At 39.7% G+C, this 15648-nt stretch carries 14 protein-coding genes; 9 read left to right on the top strand and 5 right to left on the bottom strand.

Going from position 1 to position 15648, the window contains the following annotated elements:
* Positions 1-427 precede the first annotated feature (427 nt).
* The 6 genes from ACEYW6_RS33575 (at position 428) to ACEYW6_RS33550 (ending at position 4291) form a co-directional block, all read left to right on the top strand.
* Positions 428-679: an HU family DNA-binding protein gene (locus tag ACEYW6_RS33575; RefSeq protein ID WP_412983202.1), complete on the top strand. Its 252-nt coding sequence runs from the start codon at positions 428-430 to the stop codon at positions 677-679.
* A 26-nt stretch (positions 680-705) separates the two neighbouring features.
* Positions 706-1119 (top strand): hypothetical protein, encoded by a 414-nt coding sequence (locus ACEYW6_RS33570; protein ID WP_412983201.1) that lies wholly within the window; start codon positions 706-708, stop codon positions 1117-1119.
* A 240-nt stretch (positions 1120-1359) separates the two neighbouring features.
* A complete protein-coding gene (locus tag ACEYW6_RS33565) occupies positions 1360-1770 on the top strand; it encodes a hypothetical protein (protein ID WP_190943959.1) in 411 nt (136 codons plus the stop codon).
* A gap of 221 nt (positions 1771-1991) precedes the next feature.
* Positions 1992-2336: a hypothetical protein gene (locus ACEYW6_RS33560; protein WP_190943960.1), complete on the top strand. Its 345-nt coding sequence runs from the start codon at positions 1992-1994 to the stop codon at positions 2334-2336.
* A 216-nt stretch (positions 2337-2552) separates the two neighbouring features.
* Positions 2553-3641, top strand: a complete 1089-nt coding sequence (locus ACEYW6_RS33555) for an AAA family ATPase (protein ID WP_190943961.1) — start codon at positions 2553-2555, stop codon at positions 3639-3641.
* Positions 3638-4291 (top strand): DUF4276 family protein, encoded by a 654-nt coding sequence (locus ACEYW6_RS33550; protein WP_412983200.1) that lies wholly within the window; start codon positions 3638-3640, stop codon positions 4289-4291. The genes ACEYW6_RS33555 and ACEYW6_RS33550 overlap by 4 nt, the downstream gene beginning before the upstream one ends.
* Before the next feature lie 86 nt (positions 4292-4377).
* Here ACEYW6_RS33550 and tnpC read toward each other — a convergent pair whose 3' ends face one another.
* The 5 genes from tnpC to ACEYW6_RS33525 form a co-directional block, all read right to left on the bottom strand.
* Positions 4378-7107 carry an IS66 family transposase gene (tnpC, locus tag ACEYW6_RS33545; RefSeq protein WP_412983199.1) on the bottom strand — a complete coding sequence of 910 codons (2730 nt, stop codon included), beginning with the start codon at positions 7105-7107 and terminating at the stop codon, positions 4378-4380.
* Between the two features lie 251 nt (positions 7108-7358).
* Entirely contained in the window at positions 7359-8183 is an 825-nt protein-coding gene (locus tag ACEYW6_RS33540; RefSeq protein WP_412983198.1) for a ParB N-terminal domain-containing protein, read from the bottom strand.
* Positions 8176-8898 (bottom strand): ParA family protein, encoded by a 723-nt coding sequence (locus tag ACEYW6_RS33535; protein WP_114085444.1) that lies wholly within the window; start codon positions 8896-8898, stop codon positions 8176-8178. The genes ACEYW6_RS33540 and ACEYW6_RS33535 overlap by 8 nt, the downstream gene beginning before the upstream one ends.
* Positions 8899-9095: 197 nt before the next feature.
* On the bottom strand, positions 9096-9347 hold the full coding sequence (locus ACEYW6_RS33530; protein WP_412983197.1) for a hypothetical protein: 252 nt from the start codon (positions 9345-9347) through the stop codon (positions 9096-9098).
* Positions 9348-9443: 96 nt separating this feature from the next.
* Positions 9444-10448, bottom strand: a complete 1005-nt coding sequence (locus ACEYW6_RS33525) for a tyrosine-type recombinase/integrase (RefSeq protein WP_412983196.1) — start codon at positions 10446-10448, stop codon at positions 9444-9446.
* A gap of 164 nt (positions 10449-10612) precedes the next feature.
* Here ACEYW6_RS33525 and ACEYW6_RS33520 point away from each other — a divergent pair, with 164 nt between their 5' ends.
* From ACEYW6_RS33520 to ACEYW6_RS33510, 3 genes are all read left to right on the top strand, one after another.
* Positions 10613-10849, top strand: a complete 237-nt coding sequence (locus ACEYW6_RS33520; RefSeq protein WP_412983195.1) for a hypothetical protein — start codon at positions 10613-10615, stop codon at positions 10847-10849.
* A gap of 271 nt (positions 10850-11120) precedes the next feature.
* Entirely contained in the window at positions 11121-13772 is a 2652-nt protein-coding gene (locus ACEYW6_RS33515) for a HEAT repeat domain-containing protein (protein ID WP_412983194.1), read from the top strand.
* Between the two features lie 97 nt (positions 13773-13869).
* Complete coding sequence (locus tag ACEYW6_RS33510; protein ID WP_412983193.1) at positions 13870-15378, top strand: HEAT repeat domain-containing protein; 1509 nt, start codon at positions 13870-13872, stop codon at positions 15376-15378.
* The last annotated feature ends 270 nt before the right edge of the window (positions 15379-15648 follow it).

Genomic DNA, 15648 nt, shown 5'->3' with positions numbered 1-15648 from the left:
TCTGTACTTATTTGTTGGTGATATCTGCTGTATCCATAGTGGTTCGCCCTTTTGGCAAAACTTTTTGGTTTACTGTTTATGAGGTTTTTGGGGTCAAAATCCTTAGATTTACCTTATGTTTACCTTGTAAATACCTTGGAGATGCCATTGCAGAACCTTATTTTTGACAAAAAAGAGGCATTTGGTAAAAAAGGATGATTTTCAGTGTTGAAGGTGCAAATAAATCCTTATATTTGCCATTGGAATACCATTGAAATGCCATTGGTTTACCTTCTTTCTGACATTTTGATAAAATCCTTGTATTTACCTTATAAATGCCTTTCGAGTTAATTAATGCTTAGGGTGCGAACTTTTTCGGAAGCCAAAAAAATTAGTATGATTTCGCCACCCACCTGCACATAGAAAATCTTTAGGGAGCGGGAGCAAGATGTCTATCGATAAAAAGGAATTGGTACGGCGCGTTCAAGAACGTTTAAGCAAAGGCAGTGGCACAGTTGAAGATATTATTGATGCCACTGTAGAAGAAATATATGAATCGCTAAAACTTGGAGAGAGTGTTTCTCTACGCAACTTCGGTACTTTCTATGTCAGGGTAGAGCAAGAACGTTGGGTTTTCAAATTCAATCCCTCCCAACGGTTGCGTCAGTTGTTTGGCTGGTCATCTACTTACAAGCCATAACATCATCTGGAGACGAACTCTCTACCATGTACTTGAGAGTGCGATGCCATTCCATCAAGCCTGATAATATCAAGAGCGAAGAAAATCAAATTGATGATGAGTCAGGGGAAGCGATGGAAGCGAAAAGCGAGGTAACAATAAAATTTAGCGGGTCACTGCCAACAGCCACACCAGTAGCGAATAAGAAAGTTGCAATCGAGTTGACTGACCAGAACGGCATAGTTTTTACTGCTCAAGTTAATGCAAAAAGCTGGCGCAAGGCTGAAACTAGCGCCTCGGAATTTGCAGACTGGGCTGGGGCAGTTTCGGGCAAGCTTGGCCAACGTACAGAAAACGGCTTTGAAGTGATTGACGCTGGGATTCAGCTTTTTGAAAAGAAGGCGAAGGAAGTCAAAGCAGATGTAGGGGCTGCTGTAGGTGAAGCTGCCGCAAGTTCATAAACGCGTATCAAGCGCTCACGAGCTTCTACAAGAGCAATGAAGTATTGGCTCTTGTAGAAGCACTTTCAACCGTCTATTCAAGGTTTGACTAAAAAAGTGGAATCACTTAATGTAGTGAGGTACGTTTTTAAAGCCACTAACCTTGGTAAATAAGATTCGGGTGTACCTCAGCAGGCTAAGAAACGCTATAGCATTAGAACTTTATATTTTATATTTAATTATGTCGAGCTAATTAACTCAATGAATAAGAACAATAATGTTATGAAAAAAAAGATACAAACTTTACTACGGAAAGCATTGCTGCAAGATGCCAAGATGGAATATGAACTTTTTGAATACGAATTAAAAGAACATATTAACTACTGGTACAAAGGTCTAAAAGCAGACCAGGAAGAGCTTGTATTTGCAGTTACAGAAAATTCAGGATATGTGGCAATGGTACTGATAACCAAAGAGAAAATTATTTATGTAAATGAAGATGCGAGAGAGAAACTAGCCCAATTATGGCAAGACTCGTACAAAAAGAATATAGAACGTCTGCTTCCAATGATGGCAGACAATTTAGCGAATAATATTATCTCAGTTAATGGAGTTAAGATTTCATCTGGCACCCAAAAACCGTTTTTCTTAGAGCAAAAATTGCTCCCATAATAGATTTTCAACAATACCAAGTTAGCTGATGCTCATAATTGTGTAAGTCTAAGGCAGTAAATAACGGGTCATTATATATTAGACATTTCCGAAATCTATTGAAATTGTTAATGACATTCGGTACTTTATTCATTACTTTGCCTAAGAGTGACACTTGGAGTAACAGTACCGCTTACTCTAAGTTAAAAAGTAGGATCATTGTTCTTTAAGCTAAGTCAAATATGAATCATGAAGAAGACAATTCCCCTTGGGGGCAAAAGGGAGCTACTCTGAGCGATAAAACAGCTCAAAAAGAATTTAACCTTGATCTAGCAGAAATTCTTGAGGCTATCAAATCAGGAAAATTGCAATATCGGCACAACACTTTATATGGAAATCCCTGCTTCAAACTCTTAAGGAATGAGGTAGAAGATTTTGTCATTGAAAAATATGGGTCAGATTATCTAAAAAATCAAAAGCACAAAGCTGAATTATCGAAAATCAATACAGAAATCCGAAGTTTGAACCGGAAAATCTCTGAATTAGAAAAAAGAAAAGAAGAACTTTTAGCAACGCTTAATTCTTGACTGTGGTTGATTTAACTGAGGTTTTGCTTTAGCTAAGAAAAGAAGGTTTTTTCTGGAAACGAGAGGATTTAACGGCTTTAAGTCCTTCTTTTACCAGTCATATCAAGCGTTTTGGTGATTATCTGAGCCAGATGCTTTGCTAAATAAACTCTGGGAATAGGGGTAGGGGTATATGAAGCCAGCAGATAACAAGCCTGGATATTGGGGGACTGTTCCATGACGGGTAATATTGGTGATAAACAACTGTCAAGAATAGTTTTGAAAGGTTTCAAGTCTATCGCCAAGTGTGACCTTGAACTCTCCAAACTGAATGTTTTGATTGGCGCTAATGGGGCGGGAAAATCCAATTTTATTGGCTTTTTTCGCCTGGTGCAGCAGTTGCTCGATCTGAACCTGCAAGTGTTTGTCAGCCGTCAGGGTAGTCCCGATGCCCTGTTGCACTTTGGGCGGAAAACCACGGAACAATTGGAGTTTCAGTTATACTTCGGCAATAATGGGTACTTCGCCACCTTAGAACCAACCCAGGACAATCGCCTGATGTTCGCCAGGGAATCCTTCTGGTGGAACATGAGTGGTGAGCGTGAAATAGGGAAGGGGCATTTTGAAACGCTGGCTCTAAGCGCTACTGCGACAAAAATTGATAGTGACGTGGTGCCTGTCATGAAACAATGGCGGGTTTATCATTTTCATGACACGAGCGATAGCGCGTATGTCAAGCAGCAACACGGTATCAATGACAATGCTTACCTGCGTCCCGATGCACGGAATCTTGGGGCTTTCTTATATCTGTTGCGTGACAGTTACCCAGCATCCTATCAGAAAATAGTCAAAACCATCCGGCTTGTTGCCCCGTTCTTTGGGGATTTTTACCTGCGTCCTTCCCCGCAAAACAAGGAATTTATCGAACTGGAATGGTTCGAGCAGGGGCAGGATGTTCCCTTTAAGGCGCATGTGCTTTCGGATGGCACGCTGCGTTTTATGTGTCTAGCAACGGTTTTTTTGCAACCCGAAGAGCTTCAGCCGGAGACAATTTTGGTTGATGAGCCGGAATTGGGTCTCCATCCCTATGCCATTACTGTCCTGGCATCATTGATACGTACTACTGCAAAACAGGTAATTGTTTCAACCCAGTCCGTGGAATTGCTTAACGAATTTGATGCTGCGGATGTTATTGTTGTTGACCGCTTGGAGGGGCGATCGTCGCTTCGCAGATTGAATGGGCAGGATTTGGAGGCATGGCTTGAGGACTATAGCTTGGGTGAGTTGTGGAAGAAGAACGTCTTGGGCGGGAGACCTTCACGATGATTCGAGTCAATATTTTCGTAGAGGGGCAAACCGAGGAAACATTCGTCAGGGAATTGCTGTATGGGTATTTCCAGGAGAAAAACATCTACCTCAACCCGATTCTGGTAAAAACCAGCACAACGGGGAAGGGTGGTGTGGTGAGTTATGCGAAAATCAAACCGCAATTACATCGCAAGTGCCTTGAAGATAAAACGGCATTTGTCACCACAATGTTTGATATGTACGCTTTGCCCAATGATTTTCCAGGAAGCGGTTCAGGTCTCAAAACCAGCGACCCATTCCAGAAGGCTGAACATCTGGAACAAGAAATGGGTAAGGATATCGGTCACGATAATTTTATCCCGAATTTGCTGGTTCACGAGTTTGAGGGGTTATTGTACAGCAATCCACAAGCGTTTGCTGCATGGTTCGATGAAAGTGTCGTGAGTATTTTGCAAGGTGATCGCAATGCTTTTCCTTCACCTGAACATATTAACGATAATCCCCTAACCGCACCATCGAAACGCATTCGCAATTGTTGCAATGGATACGATAAACCACTACATGGTTCCCTGCTTGCGATCGATATTGGGCTGGATACGATACGTCAGGAGTGTCAGCATTTTAACCGATGGTTGTTGCGGCTTGAAAGCATAATTCCAGTCCTTTAAGGCTTTTAATCGATTAGCCAATATTCGATGAAGGCAAAGTTCTTCAATAACTGATACAGGTAAATCATCAACTTTGCGCTTTTCCTTTACTTCGGGGACTTAAATTTATCAATATCCTTCTCTCCTGACATGAAGAATTTTAATAATGATTTATCTTGAAATCTACAAGTTTGCATAATTCCAAGTAAAATGAGATATGCTGTAGCACCAGATTCATAAAAAGAACCTGATATTTTTCGTTGTATAGCAAGATGTCTAATTGCACGTTCTGCTGCGTTGTTATTCCACGGGATACCATCTTGCTCAAGAAAAGTGAATAGACTTTGCCTATAACGTTCAAAACGTTTTTGATATTTAACAGCTAATTCAGAGTGGTAAACTTTACCAATAATATTTTGAAAATAGAATTTTTCTACGAGTTTATTAAACTTGTTAAAATGTCTTTTTTTTAAGCCATATTTTTCCACTGTTTCAAGTATCGGTATAATTAAGTTTCTTAGTTCAGAAACAAAAAACTCAAACTCGGTATCAAATGGTGCTTCCCATAAATCATCATTTATATCTCGAATTAAATGACTCCAGCATTTCTGCTGTTTACAGTTTACAGAGTCATAACCACCATAAAAATCTGAAACTAATACACCCTTGTATTCAGACAAAATTTCATGAACAATTTCAGCCTCCCTTGTCTTTGTTAGTCTGAATATTACATGTTTACCGTCTGTAAACACCCAAACATATTGATTTAATCCTTGGATGTTTATCTGAGTTTCATCAACATGGATAAAAGGGCTTTGTAAAATATTTTTAATAAGAATAAGTTCAGTTTCAGCGTAGTATTCAGAAAAGTATGTTAGGAAATTAACAATTGCTCCTAGACTTATGCTTTCATCGAATAATTCCTTAGTCTCTTGCATGATAATTTGATAGGGTAGCCGAAGAGCAAGTCTTTGATAAACAACCCAAGCCTTAAATCCATGTCCAAATGAGCAAGGAGTAGCAACTTCAAAAAAACTAGGCGGAGCAGAATATTTTTTGCATATTGGACAGTAGTTTTTGTAGCCCAAATACTTAATAACATTTTTTTTGCACCCGTTTCTTAGAAATACAAGTTCAATAATTATTTTTTCAACTATCTTATATTTTTCCTTGAGAAGGTCACTATGACATCGTGAACATATTTCTAAACCCGGTATGTGAATTACTCTGTTTACTTTTAAAGGGATTATTTTAGTATTACCTTTATGTCCTTTTTGTCCACCTCTTTTTCTGCTTTGGCTATTAGCATTATCATTCTCTTTGTAAATACTTATCTTTTTCTTATCATAGTCAGCATGAGCAAATTTAAGAATTGTATCAAATTGGTTGTGAATTTTCTTGCCAGTTTCTGTAGATTCTTTTTTTGGTTGATTGGCAAAATCAATATTAGATTGTAATTCAGAATTTATTAGGATTTTACAAAATTCATCTGCTAATACTTTTAGAGCGCGACAATCATCATGATTGTATTGAATCAACTTTTGCTGATGTTCAACTTCTCGGCTATCTTCCCATTGATATCGCCAAGCAATACTTTGTAATCCAGATGAATTTGGAACTGCCCAATAAATTCCTATAAAATCGCCAATTGCTTTTAGACTATTAGAATAAGTTGGAAAGTATACCTTGCCATAAATATATGAGTTAAGATTTATCAAACGCTGTTTTATTAACTCACAATCAATTGAGTACCTTTTTTCTAATTCATTAATGGCTTTGACTTCATAACTTCCATAATGATAAATTACGGCTTCCGGATATTCGTTAATCTTTTTAACTAACTGCTTCCAAACACTTTCTTCATTATCAGTTGTATCTGCCCAAAATGAATGATAAGAAGTATTCTGTCCCGCAGAAATTAAAAGACCCATTAGATAATGGAAATTCTGGTCGGGAATACCCTCAATATCTAAAAAAAGCTCAACTGGTTTTCTAGATAATTCTGGTAAATCCTGGATATATATTTTCTGCTCTCTAATTGCTAAAGCTTGTAGTTCCAAGCTATGTTTTACAGGCAATTTACTTTTCTGCTTTTTCTTATTTCGTCTGAGCCTAAATAAATAAGAAAGTTGATGGATGGTAAATATTCCCTTTTTGTTATAACGTTGAATTGCTTTAGGTGTCATTCTATCTAGCAAGCTAAGATTATTTTCCTTAACAGCTTGTTCTCGACATAAATCCCTAAATTGGCAGGATGGGCAATGCTTATTCAAAATCAAAGCTGGAGGCTCAATAGGCTTTTCTTCTACCCATGCTTGTAACGTTTTAAAAAATGGAGCTATTGATTTATAACCACTTTCCAGTTTAACTCGATGAGCCTTCCCATCCATCCCAACAATTCTTCCTACAGCAGGTAACTGTTTTTGAATTTGCCCCAGAACTTTACCAATAAATAAAAGTTCTGTTTTCTGTTCAGTGGTGATGCTGTAAGTTCCAATAATAATTGTCGGTTCGTAGATTGACTTACGACGTGATGAGAAAGTATCAACTTTTGTTAAAATATCGCAGTAGGCTTCCCAATAATCCGATTGAAGCCTTGCTTCAACGAAAAAATTATTTCCCTTGAAGTTATTTTCATCATATTTTTTGACATCAATATGTTCTTGCTTAAAAACCTCAAGATACTCAGCTTGATGAGTTCTTTTACGTTCTTCGATAATGCGGGAGTAGTCAGAAGGAGTTCCCTTATCATCAGAAAACAGCATTAAAAATGCCTTGCGAGGGCATTGCGAATAGGCAATGAACACTTCTGACGTAATGATAAATTTGGTACTCATGACAAAATATTTGCGAACACTTGTCAGCGCTGAACGCGATCGCACTTTTTTATATAACTACCCCAAATCGGGTGATTATACGGAATCTTTCTATATAACATTTATATATATTTGAAATCCCGTCTAATAAAACTTCCTGGCAATTGATACTGGCATTAATTACTGGGGTGCTAGTAGTAATCGAGTTGAACTTTACTACTACCAGAACACCTATAGTTAAGAACTTGTAACCAGACGGTGAACTCAGCGGCTCATCTCTGACTCTTAGCTGCAACTTTTGCCTCATTGATACTATTCTTTACACTTTTTAGAAAAGTGGGAATAGCTTTAGATAAAGACTGCTCTGCACGCGTAGGTTGATCTGACTCTAGTAGCACTACTAACTCTTGCGTCGCAGACTCAATTTTCTTAAGTAGCTTGAGCTTCTGAAAAATAGGATCTGAGTTCCTATTTTCTTCGCCAGCTTCTTCTTGTCGCTGCTGACTCAGTATCTTGCGTACATAGCGAGTAGAAACACCGATTGCCACTGCTAAAGCCGGGCCTAATGCTTTCTCTCCTTCTCGCGGACGACCGCGAATCTCTCTGTAATTCAAGGTTCGTAAGCGTTCAGCAAGTCGTTCAATCTGGTCACGGGTATAGTTAACCCGTTTCTCGTTTTCTGCTAGTTCCACCTGTAATGCCCATTCAGGTTCCTCCTCAGCATCAAACTTCATCATATTAACCTGAACCAGATCATCAGGAAACTGTTGGGCATAGGCTTCTTCCTTAGCTTCCTTAAGTAACTGAATTGCTGCTAGTCGATGCGCTCCGGCCAGCAATACTCCCTTACAATCAACCACAAGGGGTTCAATCAGCCCCAATGCTGTAATAGAATCTGCCAAATCAGCAACATGCTCAGGTCGAATTGGCCTGGTATCTGCCTCTCTGGGATGAATTTGAGCCAGAGGGATTTTGGTTCTTTGGGCACGCTCCTGTTCGACTTTAGCTGCTGCTGCCTGATCAAGCTCATGAATCGCGTCAGCTGTCGCGGTGGCTTCTGCAAATAAAGCGTCGCTGTTTGTACGTCGTTTAGCCATTTAACACCCACTCCGCGATCGCTTGTAAATCTTTTGCCCCTTTGCAGTTTGCATCGTACTGCATAAGGGGAACTCGTTCAGCAGCAGCCCACGCTAAAGATGAGTCTTGATGCACAATTAAACGCTTAATAGATGGGTAAGCATTAGAGAGTTGTTGGTCAAGTGCCTGATCCATTGACCGACGCAGGTCAATCCGGCTCAGTGCCACAGCCCAGCGTTTTGCCCCTCTGCGTCCTTTTTGCTGTCGCAGCTTCAACTCGTTGAGGACTCGTCCGGCTCCCATTACTGCCAGAGGGTGAGCATCAGTGCAGACTAATGCAACATCAGCAGCAACTAACGCTAGTCGCTCTAGAGATTCAACACCTGGTGGGCAGTCGAAGATAAAAACATCGTAAGCCATTGATGCTACGATATCTGCCAAATCTTCAGGATCTAGCAACTGAATATTATGTCCTGCCAAATCCGGCCCACCTGGTAAGACGTGAAGTCTAGGAGCAGCCTCTAGAGGGTCAGGTGAACCACCAACAAGAAGTTCAGCAGTTCCGGCTGCTGTGGGATTTGTGCCTAACACGTAGGCTGCATTTGACTGTGGGTCAAGGTCGATAACTAAAACTTTTCGTCCTTGACTGGCTAGAACAGAAGCAAGACCACAGGCAATTGTGGTTTTGCCTACGCCTCCTTTACGAGCTGCAACTGCAATGCATGTGTGAGTCATAGCCAAAATCGTATCACGCTCCAATTAAGGCGAATCAGAATTGCGTTGAAGCTTGGTCGCTACGGTAGCACCATAAAATTCAAGAATAGAATTATAGCTTTTCGTGTGGCTCTCGCGGATTGCGTTCTACAAAATAAATTACGGGTGCTGTATCGAGAAATAAGCTGATCAACTCCAGAAGACAGCATCACTAATCCTCATTTCTCTCCTTGCAACAACCTTTCTCGATGCTCATCTCCTTCCCGTCGAGTCCGCGAAACCCATTCAGCCGCATCTTCACCCAATAGCGGATAGGGTGCTATACCCTTTAAATCGCTCCACTTGCGTTTTGGTTGCGCTTGAGTGATGTGTTTCTTTACACGCTCCACCAAATGCCCCATCACCGTCAATTGCTCCTCTGGAGTTAATTGCTCAATCTCGCTTAAAATTTTTTCAAGTGACGGACTCATCAAGCTAACCCTTATCAACTGCTGTAAATTTTAGCGTCTTTACTCTTGGATCTATCCCATCAAGGGTTGCAAGCACATAACTCTTTTCGGACTGACTCAAAATAGGTCAGCAAGCGTATCAGTGATGGTAGCTTGAAACTCCTGTGTTTTGCGGTTATCGTCGTACTTCAGAACAGTATTAATATTGGCGTGCCTGCTAAACTTTTGCACCTTTTGGTAATCACCATCAAACACCTCAGTGGCTTTGGTGATAGCACTGTGCCGAATGCGGTGCGGCGACATCTTCTTAGGAATACCAGCCTGTTGTGCCAAAGTATCCACCAACTTGCGAATAAATTCCCCAGTCAGACGCTTTCCCTTAAAATGTTCAACCAGCGCCACAAACAGAGGCTCATTTGATTTAGCTTTAGTGCGTCTGCTGGCAATCAACCAGTCAGCGATCGCCTCTATGGTTTTGCGGCTGAGTTTGATAGTTTCCTTTTGCGTCCCCCGACCCTTGCCCAAGATAGAGATAGTGCCACCACTGGCGTTAAAATCGCCGATATTCAGTTGACATATTTCATTCCGCCGCAGCGCATTGTCCCACAGTAGTCGCATGATCGCATAGTCGCGCTTGCCGATGACGGTGCTAGTGTCAATCAGCTTCATCATGCTGCCGATCGCCTCCGGTGCTACACCACTGGTATCTCGATAAGCCTTGACTTTTTCACCACCGATATCATCCAGCACAAAATTACACACCCCTAACACCCGCCCTACCTGCACCAAAGACTTGATTGCAGACAACCTCCGATTAACAGTCGCCTCCGAAAGTCCTTTATTCATCAGGCTTTCTTTATACTGACTGACAACATTAATCGCCTGACCTTGCTCCAATTTGAGAAACTGTGTTACTAAAGAAGGAGTGGGTGGCTTCTTGGCAACATAATCAAAAAAATCTTGCAAATCTCTGGCATAGGCTCTCTGAGTATTAGGAGAGCGCTTCCCCAACAACAACCGCGCCATCACGTCCGGTGCTGTGGATAACGTCGCCGAGTCCAGCGGTACTAGCGTATTATCAGCCGCCAGTATTTCCCCTCCAGTGGTGATAGTTGTATCCATAGTCTCCTTCAGCTAGGTACAGTTGCCCAAAGCACCATTATCGCAACTAAATTACTATCCCACAGTCCATGTCAATAACGGGCATGACAATCACTCTTGACACGCTTCACATTCAGATACAAGAAGATAGTTGATATCATTTTTGATATCAGCTTGTAGACTGGGTGCGGGTTCTGCATTTTCGCGCGCGAAAATTTTCTCTGGCTAGACGCGATCCGGCGGCGTTCATGGAACTGTATATTGAAGGGGCCAGTACTCACAGCTTCCGCCGCACTTGGCACAGTGATGCCCACTTGCTTGACGCAGATGCACAGGTCGGGAGTAACTCTGAAGGTGATCCAGAAGATTTCAGGTCACAGAACTTTGTCTGCACTGCAAAAATATTTAGAGGTGCTGGATGAGGATTTGGAATCGGCTGTCTCAACGCTTAAATTTTAGTTGATACAAATTTAACTCTAATTAGCCTGTCTCATAAACTTGTTGGAGACTTACTTGAAATAAGTTTAACTGACTACAAATATATTTGATTGTATTGATTAGTATCTAAGGTAATTGTGAATATTTAGGGGAATTTGAGGCTGAAAGCCTTAGTTTGTAAATGCTGACGAGAAAAAAATCACTACTTCTGTAGCAATACCATATTTAAAACAGCGTTAAGCTTTCTATTGATCAATGGCTGACATGCTTGGAGAATACAATCCTGATTTTCGAGGATACTTACAATCTCTCTGTAATGATAACAGATATAGGAATTGGCAAAACTTATATACATCAACCGATGCTTTAAACCGTCAGCATACTGAAGATAGGATATTCCGCCCCCAGCACTTTAGTTTCGAGTTGCTAGTACAGACACTACAGCCACCACAACAGTCAAGACAAACAGCGGAACCAAAAAGAGAAAAAATTGAACGGTTGAGTGTTTTGGATGGATTACGTAAGTATGCTACCAACCATGTTCTGCTGGTGGGGCAACCAGGCTCTGGTAAATCAACTGCTTTAGAAAGATTGTTGTGGGAAGAGGCGCAAAAGTGTACAGAAGAGGAACAAGAATCAGCGAAGATTCCTATCTTAGTGGAGTTGCGATACTACAGTACCTCAGTACTTGATTTGATTCGAGACTTCCTAATCGAGCATTGCTTACCTTTAGAAATTAAGGAGATTGAAAATTTACTAATTGCAGGAAAGTTTTTACTCCTTATTGATGGGTTAAATGAATTACCCAATGATGATGCCAGACGAAACTTAAATAAATTTCGGCAGACATATCGCTTTACACCAATGATTTTTACAACACGGTATTTAAGTTTAGGTGGTGATTTAGACATTGAAAAAAAGTTAGAAATGCAAGCATTGACATCTGAACAAATGCAGCAGTTTGTTCGTGGTTATTTACCAGAACAAGGTGAGGAAATGCTGCGAAGGTTAAGTGAAAGGTTGCAGGATTTTGGTAACACACCATTATTACTGTTGATGCTGTGTAACTTATTTAGTGAAATAGGTGACATACCTGCGAATTTGGGTTTAGTTTTTTTCTGCTTTACTGAAAGTTATAACAAAAAATTATGGGGCAAAGTTAAAGTTTCACGTAAATTCCGGCTTTTAATATCGGAATTATTACAGCATTTGGCTTTTGCCATGATGGAAGGAGAAAAACCTACAGAGTCACGATTGGCTATCGACAGACAAGCAGCAGAAAAAGTACTGGAAGAATTTCTCCAAGATAAGGTTAATCATCCTCCTACTAAAGCAAAGATGTGGCTCGAAGATTTACTCAAGCACCATTTAATTCAACGTGCTAGCCAAGATAAAATCGAGTTTCGTCATCAATTAATTCAAGAATATTACGCCGCAGGAAGGTTATTGCAGGAAGTAGAAAAGCTGAGTGATGATGAGTTGCAATGGGATTATTTGAATTATGTAAAATGGACGGAACCCGTAGCCTTGATGCTGGAATTGATGAATAATGAAGCTTTGGCGCTGCGAGTGGTGAAGTTGGCGTTACAGGTTGATTGCCAGTTAGGGGCAAGGTTAGCCGGGTCGGTAAAATTAGAATGGCAACAAAGAACAGTTGATTTAATTAATCAGTTACAAATCCCTCAATTATTTAAACTTAGACTGTTTGGTCTGACCAAATCAAACAGTGCGATTTCCCATTTAAGTGAGGCTTTGAGTGATTCAGATAATGCTATACGTCGGAATGCTGCAAAATACTTTGGTGAAATAGCTTCGCCTCAAACTATATCAGTTCTAGAAAAATCTCTTAAAGACCAAGATAATGAAGTGCGGAAAATTACTGTAGAATCTCTCAGTAAAGTCGCTTCTGATCTCGTTATTCCAATACTAGTAAAAGCTCTGTATGATGAATATGATGAAGTGCGGAATATAGCAGCAGAGTCATTAGGAAAAATAGGCTCTGATACTGCTATTCCTCCACTTATCAGAATTATACGATGTTCTAGGCATGATTATATTCGTACAAGTGCTGCATATGCCCTAGTCAATATTGGAACTACAGGTGTTGTTAAAGCAGTTATTAAATATTTGATAGACTCAGACAATATTCTTATTCGTAGAATTGCTGTACAAATCATCGATTACATCGGTTCTAGAGATGCTATTTCTGCACTAACCCAAGCTTTAAAAGATTCTGATACTGATGTGCGTATTAATGCTGCATGTGCTTTAGGAAAACTAGGTCTTAATATTGCTATTCCTATAATTAAGGAATACACAGAATCATCAAACTACGATATTTCATATAGAGCAATATATGCTCTAGGTAAAGTAGGTTCTGATACTGCCATTAATGAGTTATTCCAGCTTTTAAATAATCCAAGTTATAATATTAAGCAAAGTGCAGCAATGGTCTTAGTTAATATTGGCTCCAAAAAAATTATTGCTAGACTTATTAAATATCTAAAAACAGAAAAATCTAATGTTGTTCGTGAGATTATCATAAAATCATTAGGAGAGATTGGTTCTACAAGAGCAATTCCCTATTTAATTAGGATACTTAAAAAAAACTCAGGAGCAGATGACTATGTTCGTAAAAATGCAGCACAAGCCTTGGGTAAAATTGGCTCTGATGATGCAATTGATTCGTTAATTGAGTCACTAATTACAGATGACTATGTTCGTGAGTATGCTGCAAATTCTCTAGGTATAATAGGTTCTGATACTGCTATTTTAGCATTAAATCAAGCTCTAACATCCTATGATAATAAAGTTCGTAGTGCGGCTGCAAAAGCTATAATTAAAATTCATTCTAAAACAAATTCTAACAATGTTCTTTCTGAATTAATAAACGCTATAGATTTGTAATTAATATTCCGTATAAAATTTTAGCAACCAAATATAATTAAGCAATATTAGATGTATTCTTTATATAGATTTCTATATTTGTACTTATCAAAAATTTATGTGTAATATTAAGCCTTGTCCTCAGTTTACAGTCCTAAGCATTAAACCTGTTCTACCAGAGAATGAAATTTTAAGTAGTTGTATAGAAGCTATTGGTAAAATTGGTTCTTGCAAGCATCTTCCTTTGTTACTTAAATCCCTCAAGCATTCCGATAGTGATGTACGTAGCAGTGCAGCAATAGCTCTTGGTCAAATCCGTTGTGATAATGAGACTGTCATCTTAGCATTAATCGAAGCTCTAAAAGATTCTGAATATTATGTGCGAGTTAGCGCAGTGAAAGCAATAGGTGAATTAGGTGATGAAAAAGCTATACCTCAACTGATAAATATACTGCAAGATAATGATTCCTATGTTCGTGATAGTGCAGCAAAATCTCTAGAGAAAATTTCCTCTAAAACGGTTTTTAATGCATTAAGTGAAAAACTCAAAAATAGAGATTTCATACTAGCGAATGAAGCAAAAACTTTTACTCAGACAATCAAAGCACTTGAAGCGGTTCAACAAAGCCTTAAATACTACAAACCCACACCCATCCGCACCATGTCCAACACCATTTCCCACAACTACGCCTTACTTATTGGTGTAGGTGAATGCGCTTACCCAGAATGGTCATTACCAGTTACAGTCAAAGACATTCAAGCCTTAAAAACTCTCCTCATCGACCCAAATTTATGCTGCTATATCGATAATAACCAACACATGAGGTTACTCCACGACAACAAAGCAACCAGACAACATATATTAGATGGCTTAAACTGGCTGAAACAGCAAGCAGAAAATGACCCAGAAGCAACTATCTTTATTTATTATTCAGGTCATGGCTGGCTAGATAACTCTAGTGGAAAATATTATCTGATTCCCCACGATACTAAACCTCATAAATTAACTAAAACTGCTCTACCTGCGGAAACATTTAACGCTGCTTTGCAGCAAATACCCGCAAAAAAATTATTAGTAATTATTGATAGCTGTCACGCACAGGAAATGGCATCATCTAAAGATGAACCAGAGGACAGCGAATTACCAGATAATTTTGTAGAAACAGCTTTACCCAAAAACCTCATCGATGAATTAAAACAAGGTACGGGACGAGTTGTTTTCACCTCTTCTACAGGACAGCAAAAATCTTGGGTACGTCCAGATAAGAAAATGAGCGTTTATACATACCATCTCCTGGAAGCATTGCAAGGTGCAGCCAACCAACCAGGTGACAAAGTAGTACGAATTTCCCATTTAATGAGTTATCTGAGTGAGACCGTTCCTGCCAGCGCTAAAGCCAAACAAACGCCGTTTTTTGATTTGGCTGCCGAAGATTTTCCTGTCGCACTATTACGTGGAGGCAAAGGCTTACCACCCAAAGGATGGCAGCAAGTTAAATCAGAAGCACAGGATAAAATTGACAGTATCATTGTCAAGGGAAATAGCAGCGTGAACAATAGAGGTAACAACAACATTATTCTCAGTAATGTAGGTACTGCTAATATCTCTTCCAACCAAGGCAAATAGGGATTGAGCAGAAATTGGTTGATCTGTTAAACAGCATTGGCTTAATGCTTTCCTAAATGCGATCACTCATGAGGCAAGGAGGATCGCACCTCAGCAAAAAATACATTGGAGGTTTTGGAGCTATGCCGGAACAAAGCCACTCATAAAAAGACAGGATCATCGCCCGGCATACACTCCAAAACCCCCTCGTTCATGGCATCACCGTGCCAAAACGGGAAAATTGTACGCTAAGGCTGAAACCTATATTACATAAGCATTTTAGCGATACTT

The organism is Nostoc sp. UIC 10607 (assembly GCF_047228265.1).
Lineage (GTDB): Bacteria > Cyanobacteriota > Cyanobacteriia > Cyanobacteriales > Nostocaceae > Nostoc > Nostoc foliaceum_A.
Note: the sequence above shows the minus strand (reverse complement) of the source record. Positions and strands in the feature narration are given on the sequence as shown.